The sequence below is a fragment of the Pseudomethylobacillus aquaticus genome, from assembly GCF_003730115.1.
In the GTDB taxonomy this organism is placed as follows: Bacteria; Pseudomonadota; Gammaproteobacteria; order Burkholderiales; family Methylophilaceae; genus Pseudomethylobacillus; species Pseudomethylobacillus aquaticus.
Window position 1 is genome coordinate 141,447 of record NZ_RJVP01000003.1, and the last position, 26,828, is coordinate 168,274.

25 protein-coding genes are annotated in these 26,828 nt (G+C 58.9%); 13 read left to right on the forward strand and 12 right to left on the reverse strand.

Annotated elements, in window-relative coordinates:
- Positions 1 to 101 precede the first annotated feature (101 nt).
- Together recJ and ED236_RS07100 are read right to left on the reverse strand one after the other, a co-directional pair.
- Positions 102 to 1,799 carry a single-stranded-DNA-specific exonuclease RecJ gene (gene recJ, locus ED236_RS07095; RefSeq protein ID WP_123237266.1) on the reverse strand — a complete coding sequence of 566 codons (1,698 nt, stop codon included), beginning with the start codon at positions 1,797 to 1,799 and terminating at the stop codon, positions 102 to 104.
- Positions 1,786 to 2,721: a hypothetical protein gene (locus tag ED236_RS07100; protein ID WP_123237267.1), complete on the reverse strand. Its 936-nt coding sequence runs from the start codon at positions 2,719 to 2,721 to the stop codon at positions 1,786 to 1,788. The genes recJ and ED236_RS07100 overlap by 14 nt, the downstream gene beginning before the upstream one ends.
- A gap of 164 nt (positions 2,722 to 2,885) precedes the next feature.
- Between ED236_RS07100 and ED236_RS07105 the strand changes: the two genes are divergently transcribed.
- The 5 genes from ED236_RS07105 to ED236_RS07125 all read left to right on the forward strand — a co-directional run bounded on the left by ED236_RS07105 (position 2,886) and on the right by ED236_RS07125 (position 6,849).
- Positions 2,886 to 3,338 (forward strand): SixA phosphatase family protein, encoded by a 453-nt coding sequence (locus ED236_RS07105; RefSeq protein WP_123237268.1) that lies wholly within the window; start codon positions 2,886 to 2,888, stop codon positions 3,336 to 3,338.
- Between the two features lie 132 nt (positions 3,339 to 3,470).
- Entirely contained in the window at positions 3,471 to 4,091 is a 621-nt protein-coding gene (locus ED236_RS07110) for a ParA family protein (protein WP_123237269.1), read from the forward strand.
- 19 nt (positions 4,092 to 4,110) lie between these two features.
- Positions 4,111 to 4,740, forward strand: coding sequence for a CYTH domain-containing protein (locus tag ED236_RS07115; protein ID WP_123237270.1), 630 nt, complete (start codon positions 4,111 to 4,113; stop codon positions 4,738 to 4,740).
- 12 nt (positions 4,741 to 4,752) lie between these two features.
- A complete protein-coding gene (locus tag ED236_RS07120; RefSeq protein ID WP_123237271.1) occupies positions 4,753 to 5,127 on the forward strand; it encodes a DUF6394 family protein in 375 nt (124 codons plus the stop codon).
- Between the two features lie 60 nt (positions 5,128 to 5,187).
- Positions 5,188 to 6,849 (forward strand): potassium channel family protein, encoded by a 1,662-nt coding sequence (locus ED236_RS07125; protein WP_193726081.1) that lies wholly within the window; start codon positions 5,188 to 5,190, stop codon positions 6,847 to 6,849.
- 200 nt (positions 6,850 to 7,049) lie between these two features.
- On the opposite strand, the gene ED236_RS07130 is transcribed toward ED236_RS07125, so the two are convergent.
- On the reverse strand, positions 7,050 to 7,664 hold the full coding sequence (locus tag ED236_RS07130; RefSeq protein WP_240032066.1) for a glycine zipper 2TM domain-containing protein: 615 nt from the start codon (positions 7,662 to 7,664) through the stop codon (positions 7,050 to 7,052).
- Positions 7,665 to 7,925: 261 nt separating this feature from the next.
- Here ED236_RS07130 and ED236_RS07135 point away from each other — a divergent pair, with 261 nt between their 5' ends.
- Positions 7,926 to 8,951 carry a pentapeptide repeat-containing protein gene (locus ED236_RS07135; RefSeq protein ID WP_123237273.1) on the forward strand — a complete coding sequence of 342 codons (1,026 nt, stop codon included), beginning with the start codon at positions 7,926 to 7,928 and terminating at the stop codon, positions 8,949 to 8,951.
- Positions 8,952 to 9,108: 157 nt separating this feature from the next.
- Here the strand turns inward: ED236_RS07135 and ED236_RS07140 are convergent, their stop codons facing one another.
- The 7 genes from ED236_RS07140 to cysS all read right to left on the reverse strand — a co-directional run bounded on the left by ED236_RS07140 (position 9,109) and on the right by cysS (position 19,160).
- Positions 9,109 to 11,235 (reverse strand): molybdopterin-containing oxidoreductase family protein, encoded by a 2,127-nt coding sequence (locus tag ED236_RS07140; RefSeq protein ID WP_123237274.1) that lies wholly within the window; start codon positions 11,233 to 11,235, stop codon positions 9,109 to 9,111.
- A gap of 129 nt (positions 11,236 to 11,364) precedes the next feature.
- Positions 11,365 to 11,700, reverse strand: a complete 336-nt coding sequence (locus ED236_RS07145; RefSeq protein ID WP_123237276.1) for a P-II family nitrogen regulator — start codon at positions 11,698 to 11,700, stop codon at positions 11,365 to 11,367.
- A 28-nt stretch (positions 11,701 to 11,728) separates the two neighbouring features.
- Positions 11,729 to 14,830 carry an efflux RND transporter permease subunit gene (locus ED236_RS07150; RefSeq protein ID WP_123237277.1) on the reverse strand — a complete coding sequence of 1,034 codons (3,102 nt, stop codon included), beginning with the start codon at positions 14,828 to 14,830 and terminating at the stop codon, positions 11,729 to 11,731.
- 3 nt (positions 14,831 to 14,833) lie between these two features.
- Complete coding sequence (locus tag ED236_RS07155) at positions 14,834 to 16,012, reverse strand: efflux RND transporter periplasmic adaptor subunit (protein WP_123237278.1); 1,179 nt, start codon at positions 16,010 to 16,012, stop codon at positions 14,834 to 14,836.
- A complete protein-coding gene (locus tag ED236_RS07160) occupies positions 16,013 to 17,257 on the reverse strand; it encodes a TolC family protein (RefSeq protein ID WP_123237279.1) in 1,245 nt (414 codons plus the stop codon). It abuts the gene before it with no gap.
- A 185-nt stretch (positions 17,258 to 17,442) separates the two neighbouring features.
- Positions 17,443 to 17,736 (reverse strand): hypothetical protein, encoded by a 294-nt coding sequence (locus tag ED236_RS07165; RefSeq protein ID WP_123237280.1) that lies wholly within the window; start codon positions 17,734 to 17,736, stop codon positions 17,443 to 17,445.
- Between the two features lie 23 nt (positions 17,737 to 17,759).
- Positions 17,760 to 19,160: a cysteine--tRNA ligase gene (cysS, locus tag ED236_RS07170; RefSeq protein ID WP_123237281.1), complete on the reverse strand. Its 1,401-nt coding sequence runs from the start codon at positions 19,158 to 19,160 to the stop codon at positions 17,760 to 17,762.
- A gap of 140 nt (positions 19,161 to 19,300) precedes the next feature.
- Between cysS and ED236_RS07175 the strand changes: the two genes are divergently transcribed.
- The 5 genes from ED236_RS07175 to ED236_RS07195 are packed head-to-tail and all read left to right on the forward strand — an operon-like array spanning position 19,301 to position 23,553.
- A complete protein-coding gene (locus ED236_RS07175; protein ID WP_123237282.1) occupies positions 19,301 to 20,269 on the forward strand; it encodes a tetratricopeptide repeat protein in 969 nt (322 codons plus the stop codon).
- Between the two features lie 32 nt (positions 20,270 to 20,301).
- Positions 20,302 to 21,525, forward strand: a complete 1,224-nt coding sequence (locus ED236_RS07180) for a L,D-transpeptidase family protein (protein ID WP_193726076.1) — start codon at positions 20,302 to 20,304, stop codon at positions 21,523 to 21,525.
- Positions 21,526 to 21,581: 56 nt separating this feature from the next.
- The gene (locus tag ED236_RS07185; protein WP_123237446.1) at positions 21,582 to 22,250 is read left to right on the forward strand and encodes a peptidylprolyl isomerase; all 669 of its coding nucleotides are present in this window, start codon (positions 21,582 to 21,584) and stop codon (positions 22,248 to 22,250) included.
- 51 nt (positions 22,251 to 22,301) lie between these two features.
- Positions 22,302 to 22,793 carry a peptidylprolyl isomerase gene (locus ED236_RS07190; RefSeq protein ID WP_123237283.1) on the forward strand — a complete coding sequence of 164 codons (492 nt, stop codon included), beginning with the start codon at positions 22,302 to 22,304 and terminating at the stop codon, positions 22,791 to 22,793.
- 10 nt (positions 22,794 to 22,803) lie between these two features.
- Entirely contained in the window at positions 22,804 to 23,553 is a 750-nt protein-coding gene (locus ED236_RS07195) for a UDP-2,3-diacylglucosamine diphosphatase (RefSeq protein WP_123237284.1), read from the forward strand.
- Between the two features lie 4 nt (positions 23,554 to 23,557).
- On the opposite strand, the gene nusB is transcribed toward ED236_RS07195, so the two are convergent.
- Together nusB and ribH are read right to left on the reverse strand one after the other, a co-directional pair.
- Positions 23,558 to 24,031: a transcription antitermination factor NusB gene (gene nusB / locus ED236_RS07200; RefSeq protein ID WP_123237285.1), complete on the reverse strand. Its 474-nt coding sequence runs from the start codon at positions 24,029 to 24,031 to the stop codon at positions 23,558 to 23,560.
- Between the two features lie 20 nt (positions 24,032 to 24,051).
- Positions 24,052 to 24,501, reverse strand: a complete 450-nt coding sequence (ribH, locus tag ED236_RS07205) for a 6,7-dimethyl-8-ribityllumazine synthase (protein ID WP_123237286.1) — start codon at positions 24,499 to 24,501, stop codon at positions 24,052 to 24,054.
- 286 nt (positions 24,502 to 24,787) lie between these two features.
- Between ribH and phoB the strand changes: the two genes are divergently transcribed.
- Both phoB and phoR read left to right on the forward strand, forming a co-directional pair.
- Positions 24,788 to 25,474 carry a phosphate regulon transcriptional regulator PhoB gene (gene phoB, locus ED236_RS07210; RefSeq protein ID WP_123237287.1) on the forward strand — a complete coding sequence of 229 codons (687 nt, stop codon included), beginning with the start codon at positions 24,788 to 24,790 and terminating at the stop codon, positions 25,472 to 25,474.
- 37 nt (positions 25,475 to 25,511) lie between these two features.
- Positions 25,512 to 26,813: a phosphate regulon sensor histidine kinase PhoR gene (gene phoR / locus ED236_RS07215; protein WP_123237288.1), complete on the forward strand. Its 1,302-nt coding sequence runs from the start codon at positions 25,512 to 25,514 to the stop codon at positions 26,811 to 26,813.
- Positions 26,814 to 26,828: the final 15 nt, after the last annotated feature.

Consider the following 26,828-nt stretch of genomic DNA (forward strand, 5'->3'; position numbering starts at 1 on the left):
CAAGTAGTTAGCATTCAAGACCAGCCCGCTATCAGGCTGATGGCTATAAAGTTCAGAAAGCGATGATACTGGGCCGTCATCCGCATGGTCAACGCAGCCCGTCACGCTGGCTGCCAGTGCTGCAACACCAGTTGCACGCCCTGATTGCCGTTGTAGCGGTTGGTTTGCAGCTGGTACACCGCGATGATCTGCGACGGCAGCGGGCCCGTCTGTTGAAACAGGATGGCATCCCATTGCTGCCGGCCTCGCTGCAGGTTCAGCTTGAGATGCCGCTCGCCTACGATGCGTTGCTGCGCCACGCTGAACTGGTCGCAGAACAAGGGCGGCGCGAACCCCTGCCCCCATACCTGCTGCTCCAGCCAGCAGGCATTATCCCAGACCAGCTCGGATTCGGCCAAACTACCGTCCACCTCGATCACGGCATTCAACTGCTCGGCGGTCAGCGACTCGCTCGCCACCTGCTCGAAACCGCACACAAAGCGGTCAAAATCCTGTTCACGCAGGGTCAAGCCCGCCGCCATGGCGTGGCCACCAAACTTCAGCAGCAGGTCCGGCGCGCGCTTCGACAACAGATCGAGCGCATCGCGCAGATGCAAGCCTGCGATCGAGCGACCAGAGCCCTTAAGTTCACCATTACCCGCCTGCGCAAACGCGAACACGGGCCGGTGGTGGCGCTCCTTGATGCGTGAAGCGAGAATGCCGATCACGCCCTGATGCCAGTCCGGATCATACAGACTCAGACTGTAACGGCCGCTGACATCCAGCTGATCCAGCACCTGCGTGGCATCAGCCTGCATGTCGCTCTCGATCTCGCGCCGTGCCAGGTTCAACTCATGCAAACGCTGTGCCATCACTTGTGCCGCTTGCGCGTCATCCTCCAGCAGGCACTGGATGCCCAGCGACATGTCCTCCAGCCGCCCTGCTGCGTTGAGGCGTGGCCCCAGACTAAACCCCAGATCACGCGCAGTGGTTTGGGCATAAGGTCGGCCTGACACCTGCAACAAGGCCAGGATGCCCGCACAGGCCTTGCCTGCACGCATGCGGCGCAAGCCCTGTTCCACCAGGATGCGGTTGTTGCGGTCCAGTTTGACCAGGTCGGCCACGGTGCCCAATGCCACCAGGTCCAGCAATTCGGCCAGATTGGGTGCCTGCTGGTGCTGATAAGCGCCACGCGCGCGCAACTCGCCACGCAGGGCCAGTAGCACATAGAACATCACGCCCACCCCGGCCAGATGCTTGCTGGCAAAATCACAACCATGCTGGTTGGGGTTGACGATGCAGGCTGCAGACGGGCGCGTGTCGCCGGGCAGATGGTGATCGGTGACCAGCACGCGCACACCTGCGGCATTGGCCGCTTCCACCCCGGCCACGCTGGCGATGCCATTGTCCACGGTGATGATGATGTCTGGATGACCTTGTGCGGCGAGCGCCACGATCTCCGGTGTCAGGCCGTAGCCATATTCAAAGCGGTTGGGCACCAGAAAATCGACGTTGGCGCCCATGCGCCGCAAGCCACGCACGGCGACAGCGGTCGCTGTCGCGCCATCCGCGTCGTAATCGCCCACCACCAGCAGGTGCTGGCCCGCTGCGATGGCATCGGCCAGCATCACCGCCATCTCGCTGGCATGGGTCAACTGCTCCGGGGCGATCAAACCGGCCAGCTGCACTTCCATCTCGGCAATCTCGGCCACACCGCGGGCGGCCAGCAGACGTGCCTGCAAGGGCGTCAGGCCGGACTGCTGCAAATGCGCCAGCCGATCGGCATCCACACTGCGCGAACGGATCTCAGGCGCTGACATAGGCCTCCAGCGTCAAGGGCTTGCGCCAGAGTTTCCAGGTATCCGACGGCCGCAGATACACGCTCAACACCTCGCCCCCCACACCGATATGCAACTGCAGCGCACTGAGCTGCCGCCTGCGCAAGGCTATCCATACAGGCTGCAGCCAGGCCTCATCCAGCGCAGCAGCCGTCGGCTCGTCCTCCAGCAACACCAGCATCGCATCGGCTTTCGGCCCAGAAATTTGTTGTGTAGCGACAAACTCAGCCAGCGTAGCGGGGGGCGGTGAACAGCTCAGTGTCGCGCACTGTGCCAGCCCCAGACTCAAGGCATCGCTCGCATAAAAACGCTGTGGTGGCGCAGCCAATCGCGCTGGCAGAAACCCGGGACCGGACAGCCACACGCTGTTGACCGGCCACTGCCCACGCGCCTCACGTGCCTGATTCAGTGCATGCTCATGCAGCAACATCTGCATCTCATTGACCAGACCACGCCAGCGCTGCGCATCCGGCCCGCTGAAAGCAAACGCAGCCACATTGCGACCCAGTGCTTGGGCAAGCAGACTGGCACTTAGCTCAGGGGGTTGCTGCGTGCGCAAATACCAGGCACCACTCCGGCCAGCATGAAACTGCAACCCTTGTTCAGTAAAATGGGTGTTGAGTTCAGCCAGCATGGGGATGGATTGCTCAGCCGGCAGGCGCAAGGACTCAGCCAGTGCGAAGCTGTCACGCTGCAACTGCAAATAAACCGGATCGGCGCACATCCAGCCGGCTTGTCTTGCTGCTTGGTCCTGCAGCAAGCCGTCGCCGAGCGCACTCAGCGCCCCGGCGGGGAAGTCAGCATCCAAGCCGAATTGCGCCGCCAGAACTTGTGCGAGACAGCGCTTATCGCGCTGCAGACTGGCAACGCCAAGCAAACGTGCCAGCGCCGGGCTTTGCAGCAAGTGCGGTCCAGCCTCAAGAAATAATGTTAATGTCACACAGATGTCACTTTTTTGTGCAGCGTGCTGACGGTACTATCCAGCACTTCTATGCAGTTGTCGGGCACGCAAGGCCATTAGCGCACTCAAACCAGGCAAAACCTGCAAACTGAAACGAAACGGCCAACATGGAACTGATACTCTGGCGTCACGCTGATGCCGAATACACATTGCCCGACATGGATCGGGCGCTCAGCAACAAAGGCCGCAAACAAGCCGCCGCAATGGCCAGCTGGCTGTTGCCCCGCCTGCCCGAGCACACCCACATCCTGGTCAGCCCGGCCAGGCGCACCAGACAAACCGCGCGCGCACTCGATCTGGATTTTAGCACGCTGGAGGTGCTGGCTCCCGGGGCCAGCGCAGAGTCTGTGCTGCAGGCTGCAGGCTGGCCGGATGCAGACGGCTGCGTACTCATCGTCGGGCACCAGCCCACACTAGGCATGGTGGCTGCACTGGCCATGACCGGCCAGCCTGACGCCTGGTGCGTAAAAAAAGGCGCTGTCTGGTGGCTGACCAGCCGTTTGCGAGACGAGCAATCGCAGTGTGTGCTGCGCAGCGTGTTATGTCCGGATCAGTTATAGCCCGTAGTGATAGCCTGACTATAGACCAGGTTCAGCACAAAGCGCATCCCCGCCTGCGCGACAACAACTGCTGCATGTAACACGTTCGGACAACATACCAACAAGTCACCATACCGTGCACGGAGAAGCCAATTGAACACCATCCTGATCGCCAACCCCAAAGGAGGCAGCGGCAAGACCACGCTTTCCACCAATCTGGCTGGCTACTTCGCCCACCAGGGCCGCCATGTCGCACTATCCGACATGGACAGGCAGCGCTCGGCGACCGGCTGGCTGGAACGCAGACCGGAACATCTGCCGCTGATCCATGGCATGGACGGCCGCGGCAAACACAGCGACAGCCTGAGTGCGGAATGGACCATCATCGATTCTCCAGCCGGGCTGCACGGTGACAAGCTCAGTGATGCCGTCAAGCGCGCAGACCGCGTCATCGTACCCATGCAACCTTCTGCGTTCGACATTGGCGCCACTGAAGATTTTCTCCAGATCCTGCGTGAAGAAAAAGCCGTGCGCAAAGAACGTACTTTTGTGGCCATGGTGGGCATGCGCGTCGACAGCCGTACCCGTACCGCCGTGCGCATGCAGGAATTTCTTGCCAACGCTGGCTTCCCGGTGATGACCAATCTGCGTGACGGGCAAGTGTACATGCAGGCCGCCGAGCTCGGCCTCAGCCTGTTCGACATGCGCCCTTCGCTGGTCAACCGCGACCTGCTGCAATGGAATCCGCTGCTGCAGTGGCTGACCAAAGCCTAGGCCAGCCGTCCACAGCACCATGTCTGCCGAGATCGAATTCAAACTGCGCATCGCGCGCGCCGATATCGTGCGCCTGCATCATCAGGCGGATGTGCGCGCGCTGCGTCTGGCCAGACCACGCAGTCGTCGCCTGATCAGCTTTTATTACGACACACCTGCGCTCGCGCTGATCCATCATGGCATCAGCCTGCGGGTGCGCTACATGAGCACACGCTGGTATCAATCCCTGAAGACCGCTGGCAGCAGCCAAGCGGGCCTGCACCAGCGTCAGGAATGGGAAGACCGCCTGGAGCATGGACGGCCTGACCTGGGCAAAGCGCTTGCGCATGACAGTGGCCATCAAGCCACCTTGCGCAACCACGCCGCCGATCTGCAGCCCCTGTTCCTGACCGATGTGATGCGTAGCGAATGGCAGCTGCAAACGCCTGATGCCGAGATCGAGCTGGCACTGGATGTGGGCTGGCTGCGCAGCATGCGCGGCGACCGCGTACGCATCAGCGAGATCGAGCTGGAACTCAAATCTGGCGCGGTCAGCGAGCTATCCAGGCTGGCACGGCGCCTGCAAAGTGCACTGCCGAATCTGCAGCCCGAAGACAAAAGCAAAGCAGAATTGGGGTATGCTCTAGCCCTTCAACACGCACCTGCTTAGCCGAGGTTAATCATGAATCTGGAAAAAGTCGTTTTTGGGTTTTTCATCGTCATGGCCATGACGCTGAACTTCGGGTTTTTCATCGGCGAGATCGACAATCCGCTGCATCACCATGTGTATGAGCTGTATGCCGCCATCGTGGTCAACCTGATCGCCACCGTGCTCAAGTTCGGTGACCGTACCCAGATCGGCGCCATCCACCTGGCCACCAGCCTGGTGGCCGACCTGCAACTGATCGCTGCAGCCATCGTGTGGGTAGTGTTCAGCGGCTCGGCGGACGATTCCATCACCATCACGCGCGTGGTATCCCTGTCTGGCGGTGCCCTGGTCGCCAACGTGGTATCGGTCGCGCTGCTGCTGGCAGAGACCATCACCTTGCGCCGCTAGCCTGACGCTCAAGCTTAAGCCCGCGCTTTGAACAGCATCCTGTTTCTGATCCTGCGGCGCATGCGTGCGCCCATCATCACCGTCATCATCACTTACACGGTGGCGGTGATCGGCATGACCTTGATGCCAGGCCATGACCCGGATGGCAACCACTGGCAGATGAGCCTGTTCGAGGCTTTCTACGTGATCAGTTACACCGCCACCACCATAGGCTTCGGCGAAGTCCCCTTCCCTTACAGCCCGCAACAACGGCTGTGGATGACCTTCTCGATCTACTTCACCGTCATCCCCTGGTTCTATGCCATCGGTAAGATCATTTCGCTGGCGCAGGACCCCAGCCTCAAGCAGGCCTTCATCACCTCCAGCTTCTCGCGTGGCGTGCAGCAACTGCAGGAACCGTTCTATATCGTGTGCGGCTATGGCGAAACCGGCAGCCTGCTGGTCGGTGCACTGGACAAAAAGGGCATGCGCGTGGTGGTGGTGGAGATGCTGCAGGAACGCATCAACGAGCTGGAACTGGAAGACCACCAGTCAGCCATCCCCAACCTGTGTGCCGATGCCAAGATGCCGGACACCTTGCTGAAAGCCGGCGTGCGCCACCCCATGTGCGGCGGCGTGGCCGCCCTGACCGACGACGATCATGCCAACCTGGCGATTGCCGTGGCGGTCAAACTGATGAACCCCGATTTACCCGTGCTGGCCCGTGCCGAGAACGACGAAACAGCGGCCAACATGCTGTCCTTTGGCACCGACCACATCATCAACCCCTACACCCTGTTTGGCGACCACCTCGCCATGGAAGTGCATGCGCTGGGCAGCTATCTGCTGCACGAATGGCTGACTGGCGTACCTGGCGACTCGCTACCCTCGCCCGCCTGCCCGCCCATAGGCAAATGGCTGGTATGCGGCTACGGCCGCTTCGGCAAATCCGTCGTGGAGAACCTGCAGCGCGAAGGCATGAGCACCATGATCATCGAGGCGGATCCCGAGCTGACCGGCTGTGACGACTGCATCGTGGGCAGCGGCGCCGAGGCTCACACGCTACATGAAGCGGGCGTCACCGATGCGGTCGGCATCGTCGCCGGCACCGACAACGACATCAACAACCTGTCCATCGTGATGACGGCGCGCGAGATCAACCCCAACCTGTTCGTGGTGATCCGCAAGAACAAACGCTTCAACGAGCCGCTGTTCCAGCACTTCAATGCCGACATCACCATGGACCCCAGCGACATCATCGCGCATGAATGCCTGGCGCACATGATCTCGCCGCTGCTGGCGCAATTCCTGTTACTGGCACGTGCACAGAACAACCAGTGGGCCAATCAGCTGATCAGCCAACTGGTGGAGATCGTCGGCGAAAGTGTGCCGGAAACCTGGGCTGCCACCCTGTCCATCACCGAAGCGCCTGGCGTGCTCAGCCTGCTCGATGACCATATCGAAGTGCGCCTCGCCCATCTGTTGCGCGACCCCAGCAACCGCGAGCGCGCGATGGGCATGGTGCCACTGCTGCTGGTACGCGGTAATGAACAGATCCTGCTCCCCGCCAATGACACGCTGCTGCAGGCACACGACCGGCTGCTGTTCTGCGGACAGGCTTCCGCCAAGGCCAGCCTGCCACTGCTGCTGTGCAATCGCAAAAGCCTGTCTTACATCATCGACGGCAAAGAGATCGCCGATGGCTGGGTGTGGCGCTGGATGCGCCAGCATCTACCCAACTAAGAGCGCGTCAGCATCTTCCCAACTGAGCGCCCGCAGTGTCTGCCTCAGCAACAACACCCCAGCCTCTGGCTGATCCAACGCGCATCGCATGCGCGCCCTTGAACGTCACTGCCTCCACCAGAGGGGCCGCTATCCGCTACTGCTGCAGGTACGCAAAAGGCCACCCTGGGGTGGCCTTTCACGCTGCTCAAACTGCTGGATCACCAGTAACGACGGTGGTTATTCGGGTGCGGCGGCCTGCCGTCACCATAGCCCGGACGCTGCCCATAGCCGGGCTCGTCATAACTCACCCGGCTGCCACCGCGGGAACCGTAGTCATCGCTGACCGCCACACGCACCTGGATGCGGTCGCCCGGAGGCTGCTGCGTAAAGGTGGTGTAGTTACGACCGTTGTAACGGTATTCCACATGGTAACCGCTGGTCTCGGTGCGCCAGTTCTCCACATCCACACAACGCTGCACCGGGCGTGATTCGCTGTAGACACGGCTATTGCTGTTATCCACACGGTCACCCACCATCGCCCCCACTCCAGCACCAACGGCAGCCCCCGCTATGCGGCCGTTTCCCTTACCGATCTGCGCACCCAGCAGACCACCAGCGATACCGCCCAGTATCGCACCCGCAGGCGAACGCTCCTGATAGCGCTGTTCCACGTAATCGGTATGGCAATCCTGCGTCACATAACGCACACGCTCGGTTTGCGGGGTCACCGACAGGACACGCGCGGAATCGTAATACACATCATCCGCCATCGCGGACGTAGTCAGACCGGTTGCCAGCAAGGCTGGGGCCATGATGCCCAGTTTCATCTTCATGCCACGCATTTGTTCCTCTCGCTTTCTATTGATCGCTCCGCAATGCTGCGGACTAGCCAGTAACGCCAGCTTGAAGACAGTCGTTGACGGCCTGACTGGGTGCGATGTGTAAAGTTTTGTAATCAGATCATGGCTGTTTTTCCACTATGTGACTGCAGTTACTGAATGCCACCCTCTACAGGCCGATACTCGCATCCAACATCCCACCAGCGCCCAGACTGATCGCGATGCGAAATACCCACCTACACCGAGGAGAACACCATGAAACTGATCAAAACACTGCTATTGGCTCTGCTGTTGATGGCGAGCCAGGCTTACGCCGGCGAGTTCGGCAACCACTGCACCACCGGCCTTTCGATGGAACGCGTGCATCAAACCGACTGTTCGGTGAACACTGTTTTTGAAGGCAAGACCTACTGTTTTGGTAATCAAGAAGCGCAAGCCACCTTCCAGAAAGACCCCAAGGCCATCATCGCCAAAGCCCAGGCTTTTTATGCCACGCTGCCGGAACCCGAGCGCGAGAAACTGACCCAGGCCCAGGCGGATGCCATCATCGCCAGCAAGCAATGCGACCTGTCCAACAAGGAGTTGGGCTACCTGCAACTAGACAAGGCAGATCTGCGCCACTGCACCATGGTCAATACCAGCTTCTTTGGGGCTTATTTACGCGGCGCGGATCTGAGTGGTGCCAATATGCAGCGCGCTTACCTGAACCTGGCGCGGCTGGAAGGCACCAACCTGAGCGGCGCTGACCTGACCGATGCCATCATCTTCCAGGCCATCTTCGACAAGACCAATTTCCGGGGCGCCAACCTGAGCAACGCCCGCATGATAGGCACGCTGGGGGCTGTGGATATCAGTGAAGCCACTGTCAAGAACGGCCGCTTCGGCCTGGATGTCGGCAATCAGCCCATGGGACAGATGAAGTTCGACTCGGTAGGCGGCAAGTTCGCCAACACCAACTTTGAAGGTGCCGACCTCAACATCGCCGCCTTCCGCTTTGCCGACCTGCGCGGCGCCAACCTGCGCAACACCAATCTGTACCGGGCTGACCTGATCCGTGCCGACCTCACTGGTGCAGACCTGACCGGCGCTGACTTGCGCGACGCCGAAGTCGATGGTGCCATCTTCAAGGATGTGAAGGGGCTGGACACAGTGAAACACCTGGACACCGTCAAAGGCCAATGCAAGGACTGCATGCCGAATGTCACTGAAGCGGCAGCGCCTGTGCATGCCGCAAGCGCCAGGCAAGCGCGTCTGTGCATGATGCAGCAAGCCCGGCAATAAGCGGATTGCGTTGACGGCAAGGTGCAGGCTGCACGTTGAGGCTTATCATCTGCTGGCAACTTGACGGCAAGCTGCCATTAAAAAACCGGGTTACCCCGGTTTTTTAATGGCTCGTCAACGTTGACGCTTTAGCAACAGGTCAGGTCTTCATCCAGCACTATGCCAACTCAAGCTGAACCAGATTATCCGAGAAGGTGGTCGAGTGCCCCATATCGCCAAACTCTGCCGAGCTGATGCAGTTCACCGTACCTTCATTGAGCTGACGCCAGTAACCCAGCGTAGCCACGATGATATTGGGGTTCACATCCTGTGTGATGCGCGCATTGCCTTCGAACGCGCCACGGTCGTTGAACACACGCACTTTCGCGCCCTCTCTTATACCGCGCATATCCGCGTCCACCGGGTTGATCATCACGAACTGTTCGCCCTGCCCTTTGATCTTGTCTGCCACGTTGGCATAGCAGGAATTCAAAAAGCCATGACTCTTGGGCGAGATGATGCTGAGTGGGTAACGTGCCGCCAGCGCGGGGTTGCTGTCAGCTGACTCCCGAGACGGCACATAGTCAGGCAAGGGGTCCAGGTCATTGAGTGGCTGGAAGCCTTCATACATCTGGCGGAACGGCCCGGCCACGAAGTTCTTGGCGCCTTCCACGTAGAACATGCATTTGCCGGTGGGCGTGGGGAAATTGCCATGCTTATGCGGCGCGCGGTCATCTTTGGTGCCGACCTTGAGGCGGGCAAAGCCATGCTCGCGCAGGTAGTTCAGATCGATGCCTTCACAGGCCGGGGAATCCCAGGCCACATAGTGTTCCAGGCACTCGCTGTCCGACCATTTGAAGTTATCTTCCTCAAAACCCAGACGCTGGGCCAGACGCCGGAAGATCTCGTTATTGGGCAGCGCTTCGCCTGGCGGCTCTACGCACTTGGTGTTGTAGGTGAGGTATAGATGCCCCCAGGACAGGATCATGTCTTCCATCTCGGCCCCCATGGCGGCAGGCAGCACCAGATCGGCATACGCCGCCGTATCGGTGATGAAATGATCGGCCACGATGGTGAACAGGTCTTCGCGCTGCAGGCCTTTGATGATCTTGTCGGTTTCGGGCGATTGCGTCACCGGGTTGGTGTTCCACACCATCAGCGACTTGATCGGGGTTTCCAGTGGGATCTCGCCAGTGAGTGCACGTCCGAGCTGCAGGATATTGACGACAGGGGTTCCCTCCGGGATCAGGTCCGGTCGCGAGATGACATCGAAGCGGTACGGATGCTCCCACACCGGGAACTGCAGCGCGCCGCCGCCTACATCGCGCCAGGCACCGATCAGCGCCGGCAGGCAAGTGACGGCGCGGATCGCCTGACTGCCGCCGTAATTGCGCTCCAGCGCGACACCCAGACGGATCGCAGCGGGCGCTGTGGTGGCATATTCACGCGCCAGCTTGCGGATGTCCTGCGCCGGGATGCCAGTGATGGCTTCGGCCCATTCCGGCGTGCATCGTGAAGCACGTTCGGCCAGCTCCTTGTAACCCACCGTGTAGTTGGCGACATAATCATGATCCACCAGGCCATCGGCGATGATGACGTTCATCATCGCCATGGCCAGTGCGCCGTCGGTGCCTGGTTTGGGGGCGATGTGCCAATCGGCTTCCTTGGCGGTCTTGGAGGCATAAGAGTCGATGACCACCACCTTGGCACCCTTCTTCTGGGCTTCCTTGACGATGTGCCAGTGATGCAGATTGGTCGAGACCGAGTTGCAGGCCCAGATGATGATGTACTTTGAGTGGATGAAGCTTTCCGGGTCTACGCCCGCAGTCGGCCCTACGGTTAACAGCCAGGCGGTGCAAGAGCCCTCGCCACAGAAGGTGCGCTCACACACCGTGGCACCCAGACGATTAAAGAAAGCATCGCCGCCATTCAAACCATGTACCAGGCCCTGATTGCCCAGATAGCTGGCGGGCAGGATGGCACGCGGGCCATATTGAGCGATCAAGCCCTGCCAGCGGTCTACGATGGTATCCAGCGCCTCGTCCCAGCTGATGCGCTGGAACTGCTTGCTGCCCTTGGGGCCGGTGCGCTTCATCGGATACAGCAGCCTATCCGGGTGATAGTGGCGCTTCTCGTAATCCTTGAGTTTGACGCACAAGCCGCCACGCGTCATCGGATGATCCGCATTGCCCTTCACCTCGATCAGCTTGCCCTGCTTGACCTTGTACACCATGGAGCAGGTGTCCGGGCAGTCATGCGGGCAGCCCCCATGAAATGTCTGAATCTCGTCAGTCAATGTGTTCATGCGGCTCTCCTCATTTTCGAATAAAGGCTGTTCTTATACAGACCAGTATAGTCGAATATGTTGCAGATGCAACAAAAAAAACGGGCTCCCGCAGGAGCCCGTTCTGGTCACATGAACGCGTGTCGCCAGTCAGCAATCCAGCACACGGATCTGCTCGGACAGCCGGATCATGCGCTCGACGGGCGTCACCCAGACGATGCCATCACCGACGTGACCGGTATGCCCGACTTCCACGATGATCTGCAGCAGCCCTTCCAGCATCTCGTCCGGCACCACCATCATCAGCAGCACCTTGGGGCTGTAATCAGTGAGCGTCTCGCGCACGCCAGCCGCAGGGCTGGCGACATGATGACCACAACCGTCCACCTTGGTGACCGACATGCCGGGGAATGCCTTGATGTTGCGCAAGGCGGACCGGACTTTAGGTAACCGGTGAGGCGGGATGATCGCTTTGATTTCTTTCATATTGCTATCCTTTCAAGCCTGAGATCACTCAGGCCTCGATGCGTTCTTCCTCGAACTTCTTATATAACGTTGGCACCACCACCAAGGTTAACAAGGTGGACGTGATCAACCCGCCAATCACGACGATCGCCAATGGGCGCTGGATCTCGGAACCCGGCCCGGTGGCGAACAGGAACGGCACCAGACCCAGCATGGCCACCGTTGCCGTCATCATGACCGGCCGGAAACGCTGCTTGCAGCCTTCGAGGATAGCGTCCATCTGGCTTCTGCCGTCGTCACGCAAAGTGCGGATGTAAGACACCAGCACCACCCCGTTCAACACGGCGATGCCCCACAGGGCGATGAAGCCGACCGAAGCCGGTACCGACAGATATTCGCCGGTAACGAACAAGGCCAGGATGCCGCCTATGGAGGCGAATGGCAGCACCATGATGATCATGGTGGCAAAGCGCAGCGACTTGAACAGCAGGAACAGCAGGAAGAAGATCGCCGCGATGGTGACCGGAATGATGATGGACAAGTGGCCCAAGGCGCGTTCCAGGTTCTGGAACTGACCACCGTATTCCAGATAATAGCCTTCTGGCAGCTTCATCTTGGAGCCCAGCACCTGCTGCAGCTCGGCCACGAAACCACCCAAGTCACGGTCCTTGACGTTGATACCGACCACGATACGGCGCTTGCCCAGCTCACGACTGATCTGTGCCGGGCCTTCACGCACGGCGATATCGGCCAGGTCACGCAAGGCCACACGCGAACCGTTAGCCGAGGTGATCAGGATGTTGCCGATGGCGTCGATGTTGTTACGGAAGCTTTCCGGGAAACGTACGGCCGCGCTAAAGCGGCGCTGGCCTTCGAAGATCTCGGTGGCGACCTTGCCGCCGATGGCGGTTTCGATCACATCGTGCACTTCCGATGCATTGATGCCGTGGCGTGCGATGGCCTGACGGTCGATGACAATATTCAGGTACTGCTGTCCGGTGACTTTTTCCACCTTGATCTCGGTGGCACCTTGCACGCCACCAGCAATCTTGGATAGCTCATCGGCCTTGGCTTTGAGCAAGGCCATGTCGTCACCAAAAATCTTCACCGCCACATCGGCACGCACACCGGTCAGCAACTCGTCCACGCGGTCCGAGATCGGCTGCGCCATGATCACCTGAACACCGGGCAGGCCCTGCTCAAGCACTTCACGCATCTTCTCGGCGATGGTGTCCTGGGTCCAGCCTTCCGGCCACTCTTCACGCGGCTTGAGACTGACGATAGGCGTGGATTCGTTTTGCGCCTGCGGGTCAGCCGGGCTTTCGCCACGACCGATACCGGAAATAGCCGATTTAACGCCCGGCACTTTCTCCATGATCAGGCGCATGCCCTCGGCTTCCATCTTCATGGATTCTTCCAGCGAGATATTAGGCACGCGGTTGATACCGGGCACGATAGAACCTTCCTTCATCTCGGGGATGAAAGAGGTACCCAGCAGCGGCACCACCAGCAAGGTCCCCACGAACACGGCCGAGGCAGTGACGATGGTCTTTTTCTCGTTGATCAGTGCCCAGTTCAGCATCTTCACGTAAGGACGCTTGATGGCCTGGATCATGCGCGTATCTTCGCCACTACCACCCTTGAGTACATAGGAACACAAGACCGGCGACAGCGTCAGCGACAGCACCAGCGAAACGAACAACGCGATGGCGATGGTATAGGCCAGCGGTGCGAACATCTTGCCTTCCATGCCTTGCAGCGTCATCAGCGGCAGGAACACCAGGATGATGATGCCTACACCGAACAGCACCGGGGTGGCCACTTCAGAGGCCGCCTCGAACACCACGCGGATCTTGCTCTCACCCTTGCGATGGCCCAGGTGGTGGAAGGTGTTTTCCACTACCACCACCGAGCCATCGACCATCAGACCGATGGCGATGGCCAGCCCGCCCAGTGACATCAGGTTGGCAGAGATGCCGTAGTAATTCATGGCCATAAAGGTCAGCAATGGTGTCAGCACCAGGGTGGCCACCACGATCAGGCTGGAGCGCACATCGCCCAGGAACAGGAACAGCACGATCACCACCAGGAAGATACCCTCGATGAGCACCTTGGTGACGGTGCCCAGCGCCGCGTCGACCAATTCGCTACGGTCGTAATACGGCACGATCTGCAGATTGTTGGGTAACAGGCCCTGCTCATTGATCTCCTTGACACGATCCTTGATGCGGCTGACCACTTCCTTGGCGTTACCGCCACGGATCATGATGGCGATACCACCGACCGATTCGGTCACCCCATTCTTGATCACGCCACCGACGCGCACTTCGTAACCGAGCTGCACTTCTGCCACGTCGCGCATGTAGACCGGAACGCCGTTCTGTTCCTTGAGTACGATGCTGCGGATATCGTCCAGGTTCTGTACCAGGCCCACACCGCGGATCAGGTACTGCTCGGCGTAGTGCGGCAGGATACCGCCGCCGCTATTAGCGTTGTTACGCGCCAAGGCTTCGTACACGTCCTTGAGCTTGAGGCCGTAATGGTTCATGCGGTCCGGATTGACCAGCGCCTGATACTGCTTGACGTAACCACCTTGCGAGTTGATCTCGGCGATGCCCGGGATGCCGCGCAGCAATGGACGCACCACCCAGTCCTGGATGGAGCGACGCTCGGTCAGCTCTTCCTGGGACAGTTCCTTGTTGCCATCAGCAGGATTTTCGAGCGTGTATTGGTAGACCTCACCCAGACCGGTAGAAACCGGCCCCAGAATCGGCGTAACACCTTCCGGCATGCGCTGCACGACTTCCATGAGACGTTCCATGACCAGCTGGCGCGCAAAATAGACATCGGTACTGTCCGTGAACACCAGCGTGATCAGCGACAAACCGTTGCGGTTCAGCGAACGCATCTCGGTCAGACCGGGCAAGCCGGTCATGGCGATCTCCAATGGCACGGTGATGAACCGCTCCACTTCCTCAGGCGAACGACCAGGCGATTGTGCAGCGATCAGTACCTGGACGTTGGTCACGTCCGGAAAGGCATCGACCGAAAGTTTTTGTACGGCGAAGACGCCGGCGACCAGCATCGCCAGCGCAAGCACCACCATCACGATGCGCTGCTGCAGCGCACCTCGGATTATGGATTCAATCATGGCTTATTCCAGTTCTTTGCGCTTGCGCTCGTTGTTCACATGGAACGCGCCTTCGCCAACGATGGCTTCGCCTTCGCTCAGGCCACTCACGATGGACACATAACCTTCGTATTCGGTACCCAGCACCACTTCACGCAGACGGAATTTGTTGGGTGCGACCTGCACATACACATGATCCCTGTTCTCTTCACGCACGATGGCTTGTACCGGCACGGACAATCGCGGGGTCGGCTTGCCCATGACGATCATGGATACCAGCATGTCCGGCTTGATGCTGGATTCGGAATTGGTCAGATCGGTACGCACGGTCACGGTACGGGTTTGCGGATTGACCACATCGCCCACGTAGATCAGCTTGCCGGTGATCTTGTTATTGCCCAGCGCAGGGATCTCGATGCTGACTTCTTCATCTTCCTGGATCAGGTCGATCTGTTGCTCCGGCACTTCAGCCACGGCCCACACATGCGACAGATCGGCCACGATGAACAGCTCTTCCGCCGGTTGCACCACCTGGCCCAGATTCACCTTGCGGCTGATCACGGTACCAGCCACACGCGAAGTCACATTGCTGTAGGAACGGATGGTGTTGGATTGCGCCAGCTGCTGGATCGCCTTTTCGGACATGCCCAGAATCATCAACTGGTCCCTGGCGGCATTCAGGTCGGCCTGGGCTGCGCTCAACTCCGCTTCACGGCGCTGCAGCTCGGCGGCCCCGATCACATCCGCCTCCAGCAGCAAACGGGCACGTTCGACCGCCTTGGTCTGCAAGCCGATCTGTTGCATGGATTTGATATAGGTCAGCTGGTTCTGTGCCAGCTCGGTACTGTTCAGCGTGGCCAGCAACTGACCCTGCTTGACATCCTGGCCCAGCACCACGTCGATGTCGGTGATACGACCAGTGACGGTAGCACCCACGCGTGCCACGCGCTGTTCATCGACCTGGATGCTGCCGGGGATACGCAGCACTTCGCGGATCTCGCTCTTGCCTACGGTAACCACCTTGGCGGTAGTTTTGAGCTGATTGGTCAGTTCGACCACATTCGGATCGACGGGCTCGGCCTCTACAGGCGCCGCTTCTTCCTTACAGCCGGATAACAACAGGGCCAGCAAGCTGACGACGATGAGTGCCTGTGGTTTGAAAAAAACTTGTGGTTTGAATAAAGATTGCGGAACTGCGTACATTTAGGAAGCCTCCCCAAGGAATTTTTGGCCCAACAGTTGTTCGATATCGAGTATGGCTTCGATATAACCATAGCGTGCGGCAAGATAGTCTTTGCGTACCATGCGGTAAGTCCGTTGTGCATCCAGATAATCCAGAATGCCGCGTTCACCGAAGCGGTACGCCGATTCAGCCACTTTGAGCACCGATTCAGCTTGCGACAGCAAGCCGTTCTCAAAGGCGTTCAGTTGCTGTTGGGAAATGATGTAGCGCTGATAGGCGGCGTTCAGTTCACGACTCAGCACCAATTCGCGGTCATCGAAGATGGCCTGCAGTTCTCGCAACTCAGCCGCGGCTTCGGCGATCTGGCCCTGGCGCTGATTCAACACCGGGATGGGGATGGCAAGCCCGAGGCGGAACTGGCTCAGATCCGGGTCCTGCTCGACCCCCGCCTTCAAGGTCAAGCCCGGGTTGCGCAGCTTCTCCTGCAAGGTCACGCGTGCCGTAGCCGTATCGATGGCCGCGCGGATCTGCTGCAGCGACACCGTACCACTGATGCGCGCATTAAGGTCATTGAGGGCGGGCAAGGTGCTGCCCAGCGGCAGTTGGCCGCGCACATCATAGGTTTCCGGCATCACCGTACCGACCAGACCGCGCAGGTACGCCTTGGCTTCCAGCACTTGTGTCAGCGCGGTTTGGTAATCACGCTCGGCTGCCAGCAACTCGGTGTCAGCCTTGATGAGTTCGTAACGCGGCGATTCGCCCACATCCACGCGCAGCTTCACGCGTTCGCGGATGTCACGCAGCAGCACGCGGTCACCCTCGGTCAATTGCAGTACAGCCTGACGCTGTACCACATGGTAGAACGCGCTCTTTACGTTGGCTTGCAGCCCCAGTACCGTCAATTCGGTCCCCAGGTTGGCGACCTTGATGTTGGCACTGGCCACTTCCTGACGGGCACGGCGCACGCTAGGGTATTCCAGCGGCTGCGAAATGCCGATACCCCAATTGCCGTTGCTGCCCTGTCCTCCGGGTGTGCGATAACGGGTCGGACCGGCACCGACTTCGACTTCGGGGTTGATCAGTGAACGCGCCGTGACCAGCGCAGCACTGGCGCCGTCTTCTCTGGCTTTGGCGATATTCATCCGCGGACTGTGCGTCATGGCCATCTGGATGACGTCGTCAAGCGCATAAGTGGTGGCCGCCTGCGCACTCAAAGAGTGCATTGCAAAGGCAAAACCAGCGGCAGCGACCAGCAAACGCCCCATACGGGCGCCTCTGTGTGCGTGGGTAACAGTGGATATCAAGATTCTCAAAACTTCCTCGCCCATTGAAATAACGGTCAGGACACGCCTGCCACAGGCAGACGGTCCTATTGTTTGGATTGGGTATGTGAGTGCTGGCGGACTTTATATTGCCAAGCGATGTTAGCAAGAGTCAAGCCAGAACAGGGTCAGGCGGCTGAGGGCGGCCTGAGATCTGGCGGAAGCACTGGCTGCAGGTAGGCATTTGGCGCATACGCTGGCAGCGAGGTGCTCCATGGTGGTGTCACGCCGCGCGATGCAAAGGCGCTGGAGTCGCCCAGATCGCGGTTATTGTCTTTGTCTGCCTGCAGCATATGACTCTGCAGCGAGACATTGTCGATGTGGTCATCATAGGCAGCATTGTGCTGAAACAGCATCAGCACGGCGAACACCATGCTGAGTGCGATCAGGCAATGCTTGAATGTGGATGACAGATTGATCATGGATCCATGTGGATAAACAGGTATCAGGCGCGGCGCCAGCTGGTTCCTTGAGCGCCGTCCTCTAGGATAACACCTTGTTGCAAAAGTTCTTGGCGTAAACGATCTGCCTCGGCGTAGTTTTTTTGCTGCTTGGCCAGCAAGCGCTGCGCGATAAGCAGTTCGATCTGCGCGTCAGCAGCATGTCCAGCTTGCGACTCACTGACACCTGCAGGCTGTTGCACAGACTGCTGCAAGTAACGTGCCGCATCGGCCTCAAGCAGGCCCAACAGATTGGCCAGTGATTTCAATGTGGCTGCCGCCGTGGCTGATTTGCTGCGATTCACCTCGTTCGCCAGCTCGAACAACACGGCCAGCGCCTCCGGCGTGTTGAAATCATCGTCCATGGCCTGACGGAAGCGTGCGCAGACCGGATCCTGCCAGTCTATGGTGGTGGGCGCAGCCGCTGGCACGTTCTTCAGTGCCGTGTAGAGCCGGTTGAGCGCCTGCCCGGCATCTTCCAGATGCTTGTCCGAATAGTTGAGCGGGCTGCGGTAGTGCGCACGCAGGATGAAGAAACGCACCACTTCGGCTTTGTATTGCTTGAGCACTTCACGGATGGTGAAGAAATTGCCCAGTGACTTGGACATCTTTTCGTCATCCACACGCACAAAGCCGTTATGCATCCAGTAGTTGACGAAGCTGCAGTCATGCGCGCCCTCGGATTGGGCGATCTCGTTTTCGTGGTGCGGGAATTGCAGATCCTGCCCACCGCCGTGGATATCGAAATGCGCGCCCAGATGCTGTGCACCCATGGCAGAGCATTCGATATGCCAGCCTGGACGACCCGCGCCCCAGGGGGATGGCCAGCTCGGCTCGCCCGGCTTGGCCGCTTTCCACAGCACGAAGTCCATGGGGTCCTGCTTGGCAGTGTCCACCTCGACACGCTCGCCTGCACGCAAATCTTCCAGCGACTTGCCGGACAGTTTGCCGTAGCCAGCAAAACTGTTCACCGAGTAATATACATCGCCATTGGCAGCCGCATAAGCGTGGCCTTTCTCGATCAGCGCCGCGATCATGTCCAGCATGGCGCTGATATGGGTGGTGGCACGTGGCTCGATATCCGGCCTCAGCACGCCGAGCTGGTCGGCGTCTTCATTCATGGCGGTGATGAATTCTTCGGTCAAGGCCTGGATGGTAATGCCGCGCTCGTTGGCACGCTTGATGATCTTGTCATCGATGTCGGTGATGTTGCGTACATAGGTAACGTCCAGGCCGGAGGCGCGTAGCCAGCGGCTGACCATATCGAACACCACCATCACGCGCGCATGACCCAGATGGCAATAATCGTAGACCGTCATGCCGCATACATACATGCGCACCTGGCCTGGTTTAAGCGGAACAAACACCTGCTTCTCGCGGGCGATGGTATTATGGATTTTAAGCATTTGAACCAGTACGTGGAATCTGCAACACGCAGAACAGTTAGCTGTGTCGAATGCCGTCACAAACCGCATCCAGACATGGATGTTCGGGCTTCTTGTTGATAGAATTGCCCCATCCAAAATTTGATCGCGAGTATAACATAATGCTGACCCCCCGCATTTTCGCCCTGTTGCTGCTAGGCATGAGCTATCTGCCTGTAGCGCATGCAGACAATCTGAAAGAGATCGTACAACTTGCCAACAGCGGCCAGGCGACCCAGGCGCTGGAGCGGCTGGATACGCATATTCGCGCCAACCCCAAGGACGCACAGGCCATTTTCACGCGCGGGGTGATCCTCGCTGAAGTTGGCAAACGTGACGAAGCGATCAAGTCCTTCGTCAGCGTCACCGAGATGCACCCCAACTTGCCGGAGCCTTACAACAACCTGGCGGTGCTGTATGCCGATCAGGGCCAGTACGACAAGGCCAAAAAGGCGCTGGAAACGGCCATCAAGACGCACCCAAGTTACGCAACCGCACATGAGAATCTGGGTGATGTCTATGCGCGCCAGGCCTCGGAAGCCTATGACAAGGCACTGCAGCTGGACAACAGCAATTCACGCGCGCAGAACAAGCTGTCCATGATCAAAGGCCTGTTCAACGGCTCTTACAAGCCCGTGATCGTCGGCAACAAGGAGCAGAAGCCGGCTGAACCTGCCGCCAAGCCAGCAGAGACCGCAAAGCCAGCTGAACCGGCAGCCACGCCAACCCCCGCCGCACCAGCCGCGGACAGCGCTGACCCGGCAGTGGTCGCTGCCGTCAACGCCTGGGCAGCGGCCTGGGCCAGTCAGAACGTGGATGGTTATCTGGCCAGCTATGCCAGCAGCTTCAAGACCCCGAAAGGAGAGGCTCGCAGCGACTGGGAAAACCTGCGCCGCGAACGCATCAGCAAGCCAGCCAAGATCAGCGTGGACCTGAGCAACATCAAGGTCAAGATGGACGGCGACAAAGCCCGTGTCAGTTTCCAGCAGAGCTACCGTGGCGGCGGTCTCGCCCAGCGCACCAGCAAGACCCTGTTCATGGTCAACTCCGGTGGCAAATGGCTGATCGAGCAGGAGATCGCAGACAATTAAGCTGCTCATAATCACGCATAGACGACTGTTACATGATGCATAGGCTACGTCTAACCCTCACCCTGATGCTGGTCGCGGCTGCGGCGCTGCCCTGGAACGCCACTGCCGTCGACGGGCGACCGTTCAGCAGCTTCGCCAGCTTCAACAAGTTCAGCCCCAATTACACCGAGAATCTGCTGGTCAGGAGCTTGTTCGACATCGGGCAAGGCAAGCTGCAGCCTGCACTGAACACCATCAATGAGTTGCTGAAACTGGCACCCAACTTCCAGTTGGCACACCTGGTACGCGGCGACCTGTTGATGGCTTATGCCAAACAGCCGCAAGCCTTCGCCAGCGGGGTTTCATCGCCCGAGCGCACCAAGGATTTCCGTGAAGAAGCGCGCGTCCGTATCGAGCGCTATCTGGACGAACGCCCGCAGCGCATTCCCGAACCACTGTGGCAACTGCATGATAGCCAGAAGTATGCGATCGTCATCGACACCAACCGCTCGCGGCTGTTCCTGTACAGCAATGAGCGTGGAAAACTGCGTTACCTGGCAGACTTCTACGTCACCGTGGGCAAGAACGGCGCCGAGAAACAAACCGAAGGCGACAAACGCACGCCGGTGGGCGTGTATTACGCCAGCAGCAAGCTGATCCAGAAGCTGCCGGACTTCTACGGCTACGGCGCTTACCCGCTCAACTACCCGAACGAATGGGATGTTCGGCAGGGCAAGAACGGCTCCGGTATCTGGCTGCATGGCACGCCCAGCAACACCTACAGCCGTCCGCCACGTGCCAGTGATGGCTGCGTGGTGATGACCAATCCGGATCTGAAAGCCATCGCACCGGCACTCAGCAGTGGCAACACGCCGGTGATCATCACGGACAACCTGACCTGGCAGGGCGATTCAGACAATGCGGAACTGCAGCGCGAAGCACTGATGCAGACCCTGGAAACCTGGCGCAAAGACTGGCAGTCACAGGACACCGACCGCTATCTCAGTCATTACGCCAGCGAGTTCTTTAGCAGTGGCAACACCGACCTGAATGCCTGGAAAGCGCACAAGCAGCGTATACAGTCACGTAGTGATAATGTCCAGGTCAAGCTGGGCAATGTGGACATGTACCGCTACCCTAGCAAATCCAAAGCGATGGCGATCGTGAGCTTCGATCAGGATTACAAAAGCAACCTGCTGAGCAACAAGATGCGCAAGCGCCAATACTGGGTGCTTGAAAACAAGCGTTGGAAAATACTATACGAAGGTCCAGCCTGAGTTCAGCCTTGAGCTTGGGGATGTACCGATTGCTGGAGGAGTGATAAATGCGCGGCATGTATACTCTGTTGTGGGCGCTGTTGCTTTGGAATACACCCACATGGGCTCAGCCACCACAGGTCGAATTCCAGACCGATGCGGGCAGCTTTGTGATCGAACTCTATCCGGACAAATCACCGCTCAATGTAGCGAATTTCATGGCCTACGTGAATGACGGGTTCTACAACGGTACCGTGTTCCATCGTGCTGTCAAAGGCTTCGTGCTGCAGGGAGGGGGCCTGGGCCCGGACATGAAACACAAGCAGACACGGGAACCGGTAGCACTGGAATCCAACAACGGCCTGGAGCATCTGCCAGGCACGGTGGCGATCGCACGTGGCGAATCACTGGATTCGGCCACCTCGCAATTCTTCATCAACCTCACGCACAACCGCTTTCTGAGCTTTCAGCGTATGGAGCCTGGCTATGCCGGATACACCATCGTTGGACGCGTGATACGTGGCCTGGACGTGGTCGAGCGCATGGCGGCAACACCCACCACCGTGAACGGCAGATTGAAGGATGTCCCCTTACAACCGCCACTGGTGATGCAGGCCAGCGTACTGAGTGAACCAGTGATGGCGGACATCATCCCGGTGCCGGTCGCCGAAGTGGAAAAGCCCGCCAAACCCAAGAAGAAGGCCCCGGCAAAAACAGTCAAACCGGCAAAACCTGCCACGCCATAAAAGCACCCCCAACCTCAACACCTTAAAATCTTAAAACTGAAGGAACACAACGTGGTAAAACTTCACACCAATTTTGGCGAGATCACTCTGGAACTGGACGCAGACAAAGCGCCTTTGACGGTTGCCAACTTTCTGCAATATGTGGAATCCGGCTTCTACAGCAACACCATATTCCATCGCGTGATCGATGGCTTCATGATCCAGGGCGGTGGCTTTGACACCAGCATGAAACAAAAGCCGACCGAAGCACCAATCAAGAACGAAGCCAACAACGGTCTGCAAAACAAGCGCTACACCATTGCCATGGCACGTACCCCCAACCCGGATTCGGCCAGCAGCCAGTTCTTCATCAATGTCGGTGACAATGATTTCCTGAACTACAGCGCACCCACTTCGCAAGGCTGGGGCTATGCCGTGTTCGGTAAAGTGGTGGCAGGCACCGAAGTGGTCGACAAGATCCGTCAGGTGAAGACTGGCAGCCGCAGCGGCCATCAGGATGTCCCGCTTGAAAGCGTGATCATCGAACGCGCAGAAATCTGCTAACACCAACCCCATGCACAGCGCGAGCAGCCCGCATAGCCTGTTCATCTCAGACTTGCACCTGTGCAGCTCGCGCCCCGCCATCACTGCCTTATTCCTCGACTTCCTTAGCTCGACAGCACTGCAGGCCGACGCACTGTATGTGCTGGGCGACCTGTTCGAATACTGGGCCGGGGATGACGATCTCGACGACCCGCATCACCAGGCCGTCATCACGGCATTTCAGCAGTTGCACGCTGCTGGTACCAACACTTATTTCATCCACGGCAACCGGGATTTTCTTATCGGCGCGCGTTTCGCTGCCGCCAGCGGCATGACGCTGCTGACTGACCCCCATGCCTTGACACTGTATGGTCACAACATCGTCTTGAGTCATGGCGATGCCTTGTGCACCGACGACACCGATTATCAGAGATTTCGCCAGCAGGTCAGAACCACGGACTGGCAGGCTGGCTTCCTGGGCCTGCCTCTCGCTACCCGAAAAGCCCAGATCGAGGCACTGCGTCAGCGCAGCGAGCAGGAAAAATCCCACAAAAGCATGCAGATCATGGACGTGAATGGGGATGCAGTTGACGCTTTACTGCGCGCGCAGGACTACCCGGCGCTATTGATACATGGCCACACGCATCGTCCTGGGCACCACACACTGGTGGTGGACGGACGTCAGTGCGAGCGCTGGGTATTGGGGGATTGGTACGAACAAGGCAGCTGCCTGCGGCTGGACGCCACGGGCTGCCTGCCTTTGCCGGTCAGCCAGGGCTGACGGATTAGCGGCGGACTTCGGAGGGACGTGCCTCGGCAGCCAGCTTGTCGAGCACACCGTTGACGTACTTGTGCCCATCAGTGCCGCCATACAGCTTGGCCAGCTCGACGCCTTCGTTGATCGCGACGCGATAGGGGATGCTGGCGTCGTAGATCAACTCATAGGCCGAGATGCACAGGATGGCATGTTCGATCGGGCTGAGCTCAGCGATACCACGGTCGATGAAGGCCGCGATACGCAGATCCAGCGTCGCCATGTGCTCGGTGACGCCTTCCAGCAAGGTACGCAGATACTCTTCATCGGCACGATCAAAATCCGGATCATCGACCAGGCTGCGGCGCACGGCACGCAGCTCGTTCTTGCCGATCAGCACTTCATAGATACCTTTGAGCGCCAGCTCGCGCGACTTGCGGCGATTCTTGCCAGGTTTGTTCACAGGCTTGCCTGCGGTGCTCTTGTTCGTGTCGCTGTTGTTCATATCACTATTCTTCGGATCGCTCATAGTGCCTTCAGCAGGTTGACCATTTCGATCGCCACTGCCGCCGCTTCGGCACCCTTGACCCCCATGCGCTGCAGCGCCTGATCGTCGTCCTCGGTGGTCAGCACCGCATTGGCAACGGGCACACCGGTGTTCAGTTGCACTTCAGAGATGCCGCGCGCCGATTCGTTGGCCACCACTTCGAAATGGTAAGTCTCGCCACGGATGATGGCGCCCAGTGCGATCAACGCGTCGAAATTGCCACTGTCCGCCATCTGGTGCAATACTACCGGCAGCTCCAGCGCACCCGGTACTGTGGCCAGGGTGATATCGGCATCTGCCACGCCCAGTTTGATGAGCTCGGCATGGCAGCTGGCCAGCAGGCCTTCACCGATATTGCTGTTGAAGCGCGACAGCACGATGCCGATACGCAGATCCTTGCCATCCAGATTGATTTCATGTCGTTTCAAAACGTGTCCAGTCCTTGTGTAGTGTGTGGCCGCCCGCGAGCCGGGCTGACTGCATGATGCTATGACCTTGGTGCATCACGGGATTTTGCAAAAACGACATTATACAGAATTGCGTCAGCTAAGCTCACGACTTAGCTCAGCCGACTTCTGCAGGCAGGCTCTAGCCAGCCTGCTGATGCCCACGTTCAGGGGGTGTTTGAAACTTTCTCGATTTTTTTCATATAACTGTCATATCATCTTCATACAGTGCTCGCCATGTTAAAAGTGATTAATGGAGAGAATAGACATGCCAGCCAATATTCTTGTGATTGAAGATGAACCCGCGATTCAGGAGCTGATGGCCCTGAATCTGACCCAGGCAGGCCACAATGCGCTGCGCGCCTTAAGCGTGGAACAGGCGCAACTGCTGATTCGCGAAGCCCTGCCCGACCTGATCATCCTCGACTGGATGCTGCCTGGCATGAGCGGCATCGATTTCGCGCGCAAGCTCAAATCTGACGAACTGACCAAGACCATCCCCATCATCATGCTCACCGCACGCGGTGAAGAGATCGACAAAGTGCGCGGCCTGGAAGTCGGTGCCGACGATTACGTCACCAAGCCATTCAGTCCGCGTGAACTGAACGCGCGCATCAAGGCTGTGTTGCGTCGCCGTGCGCCGCAGATGACCGACGACCCGATCGAAGTCAGCGGCCTGCGCCTGGACCCGACCACACACCGCGTGTCCGGCAACGGTGCCACGCTGGATCTGGGGCCTACCGAGTTCCGTCTGCTGCACTACCTCATGTCCAACCCGGAACGCGTGCATTCGCGCAGCCAGGTACTGGATAGAGTATGGGGTGACCGCGTGTTCGTGGAAGACCGTACCGTGGACGTGCATATCCGCCGTCTGCGCCGCGCACTCTCCGCCTCCGGCCATGAAGAATTGATACAAACAGTGCGCGGTGTCGGCTACCGTTTCTCGGCTCAGTAGCTCATAATAGGCGCGCTTTCACCGACAGGATGCATGCGTGCAGGATATTCGCTGGCGGGCCTTTTGGCTCTTACTGACATGGTTGTTCTTTTGCCTGATTCTGGGCCTGGCCACGAGCACCGAAGTTGCCTCATTGGTCTTCTCGGCCGGGCTGTTGCTGTATTACTTCAATCACCTGTTCTGGCTGCAACAACTGCTGGACTGGTTCCGCAAGCCTGAGTTGTCCACCATGCCCATAGGCAAAGGCCTGTGGGAAGACGTGTTCTCGGCGGTCTATCAACACCAGCGCCGTCATAGCCGCAGCCAGACCCAGCTGAGTTCCGCGCTGGACCGCTTCCGTCATGCGGCCAGCGCGTTACCGGATGGCGTGGTGCTGCTCAATGGCCAGGACCAGATCGAATGGTGCAACCCGCCCGCCGAACATCTGCTTGGCCTGTCCCTGCCGCAAGATACCGGCCAACCCATAGGCTATCTGGTACGCCATACCGATTTCATCGAATACATGCACAGCGGCGACTATGAAGACGCCATCAAGCTGAGATCCTGGCGCATGGCCGACGTCATGCTGGAGATCAAGCTGGTGTCGTTTGGCAGCAAACAGAAGCTGCTGATCTGCCGCGACATCAGTCAGGTGGAGAAACTGGACGCCATGCGCCGCGACTTCATCGCCAATGTGTCCCACGAACTGCGCACCCCGCTGACGGTGGTGGGCGGCTTTCTGGAGACGCTGCAGGACATCGATGGCGCCGTACCGCCCAGCACCAAGAGCTATTTCAATATGATGCAGGAGCAGACCAGCCGCATGCGCAGGCTGATCGAGGATCTGCTGATGCTGTCGCAACTGGAAAACAGCAGCATACTGCCGCAGGACAGCGAGATCGACGTGCCCAAACTGCTGGATCTGGTCATGAAAGAGGCACACAGCCTGAGCAACGGCCGTCACCACATCAAGCTGGAGTCTGACAACAGTATATGGATGCTGGGCGCTCAGGAAGAATTGCATAGCGCATTCGGTAACCTGGTCAGCAATGCCGTGCGTTACACACCCGAGGGTGGCACCATCACCCTGCAGTGGCAGGCGCGTGGCCAGGACGCTGTCTTCAGCGTCACCGACACTGGCATCGGCATCGAACACAAGCACATCGCGCGCATCACCGAACGCTTCTACCGGGTGGACCGCAGCCGCTCACGCGAGACCGGCGGCACCGGCCTGGGACTCTCCATCGTCAAGCACATCCTCAGCCGCCACCAAGGCCGCCTGGAGATCGACAGCGAACTGGGCGCAGGCAGCACCTTCCGCATGGTGTTCGCAAAAAACCGCGTGCTGCGCAAAAGCTAGCCTAGCGCATGCCCG

Coding starts and splice junctions, on each gene's coding strand:
- recJ (WP_123237266.1), bottom strand. CDS start 1,799: ATGTCAGCGCCTGAGATCCGTTCGCGCAGTGTGGATGCCGATCGGCTG.
- ED236_RS07105 (WP_123237268.1), top strand. CDS start 2,886: ATGGAACTGATACTCTGGCGTCACGCTGATGCCGAATACACATTGCCC.
- ED236_RS07115 (WP_123237270.1), top strand. CDS start 4,111: ATGTCTGCCGAGATCGAATTCAAACTGCGCATCGCGCGCGCCGATATC.
- ED236_RS07120 (WP_123237271.1), top strand. CDS start 4,753: ATGAATCTGGAAAAAGTCGTTTTTGGGTTTTTCATCGTCATGGCCATG.
- ED236_RS07125 (WP_193726081.1), top strand. CDS start 5,188: ATGCGTGCGCCCATCATCACCGTCATCATCACTTACACGGTGGCGGTG.
- ED236_RS07130 (WP_240032066.1), bottom strand. CDS start 7,664: ATGAAGATGAAACTGGGCATCATGGCCCCAGCCTTGCTGGCAACCGGT.
- ED236_RS07135 (WP_123237273.1), top strand. CDS start 7,926: ATGAAACTGATCAAAACACTGCTATTGGCTCTGCTGTTGATGGCGAGC.
- ED236_RS07140 (WP_123237274.1), bottom strand. CDS start 11,235: ATGAACACATTGACTGACGAGATTCAGACATTTCATGGGGGCTGCCCG.
- ED236_RS07145 (WP_123237276.1), bottom strand. CDS start 11,700: ATGAAAGAAATCAAAGCGATCATCCCGCCTCACCGGTTACCTAAAGTC.
- ED236_RS07150 (WP_123237277.1), bottom strand. CDS start 14,830: ATGATTGAATCCATAATCCGAGGTGCGCTGCAGCAGCGCATCGTGATG.
- ED236_RS07155 (WP_123237278.1), bottom strand. CDS start 16,012: ATGTACGCAGTTCCGCAATCTTTATTCAAACCACAAGTTTTTTTCAAA.
- ED236_RS07160 (WP_123237279.1), bottom strand. CDS start 17,257: ATGGGGCGTTTGCTGGTCGCTGCCGCTGGTTTTGCCTTTGCAATGCAC.
- ED236_RS07165 (WP_123237280.1), bottom strand. CDS start 17,736: ATGATCAATCTGTCATCCACATTCAAGCATTGCCTGATCGCACTCAGC.
- cysS (WP_123237281.1), bottom strand. CDS start 19,160: ATGCTTAAAATCCATAATACCATCGCCCGCGAGAAGCAGGTGTTTGTT.
- ED236_RS07175 (WP_123237282.1), top strand. CDS start 19,301: ATGCTGACCCCCCGCATTTTCGCCCTGTTGCTGCTAGGCATGAGCTAT.
- ED236_RS07180 (WP_193726076.1), top strand. CDS start 20,302: ATGATGCATAGGCTACGTCTAACCCTCACCCTGATGCTGGTCGCGGCT.
- ED236_RS07185 (WP_123237446.1), top strand. CDS start 21,582: ATGTATACTCTGTTGTGGGCGCTGTTGCTTTGGAATACACCCACATGG.
- ED236_RS07195 (WP_123237284.1), top strand. CDS start 22,804: ATGCACAGCGCGAGCAGCCCGCATAGCCTGTTCATCTCAGACTTGCAC.
- nusB (WP_123237285.1), bottom strand. CDS start 24,031: ATGAACAACAGCGACACGAACAAGAGCACCGCAGGCAAGCCTGTGAAC.
- phoB (WP_123237287.1), top strand. CDS start 24,788: ATGCCAGCCAATATTCTTGTGATTGAAGATGAACCCGCGATTCAGGAG.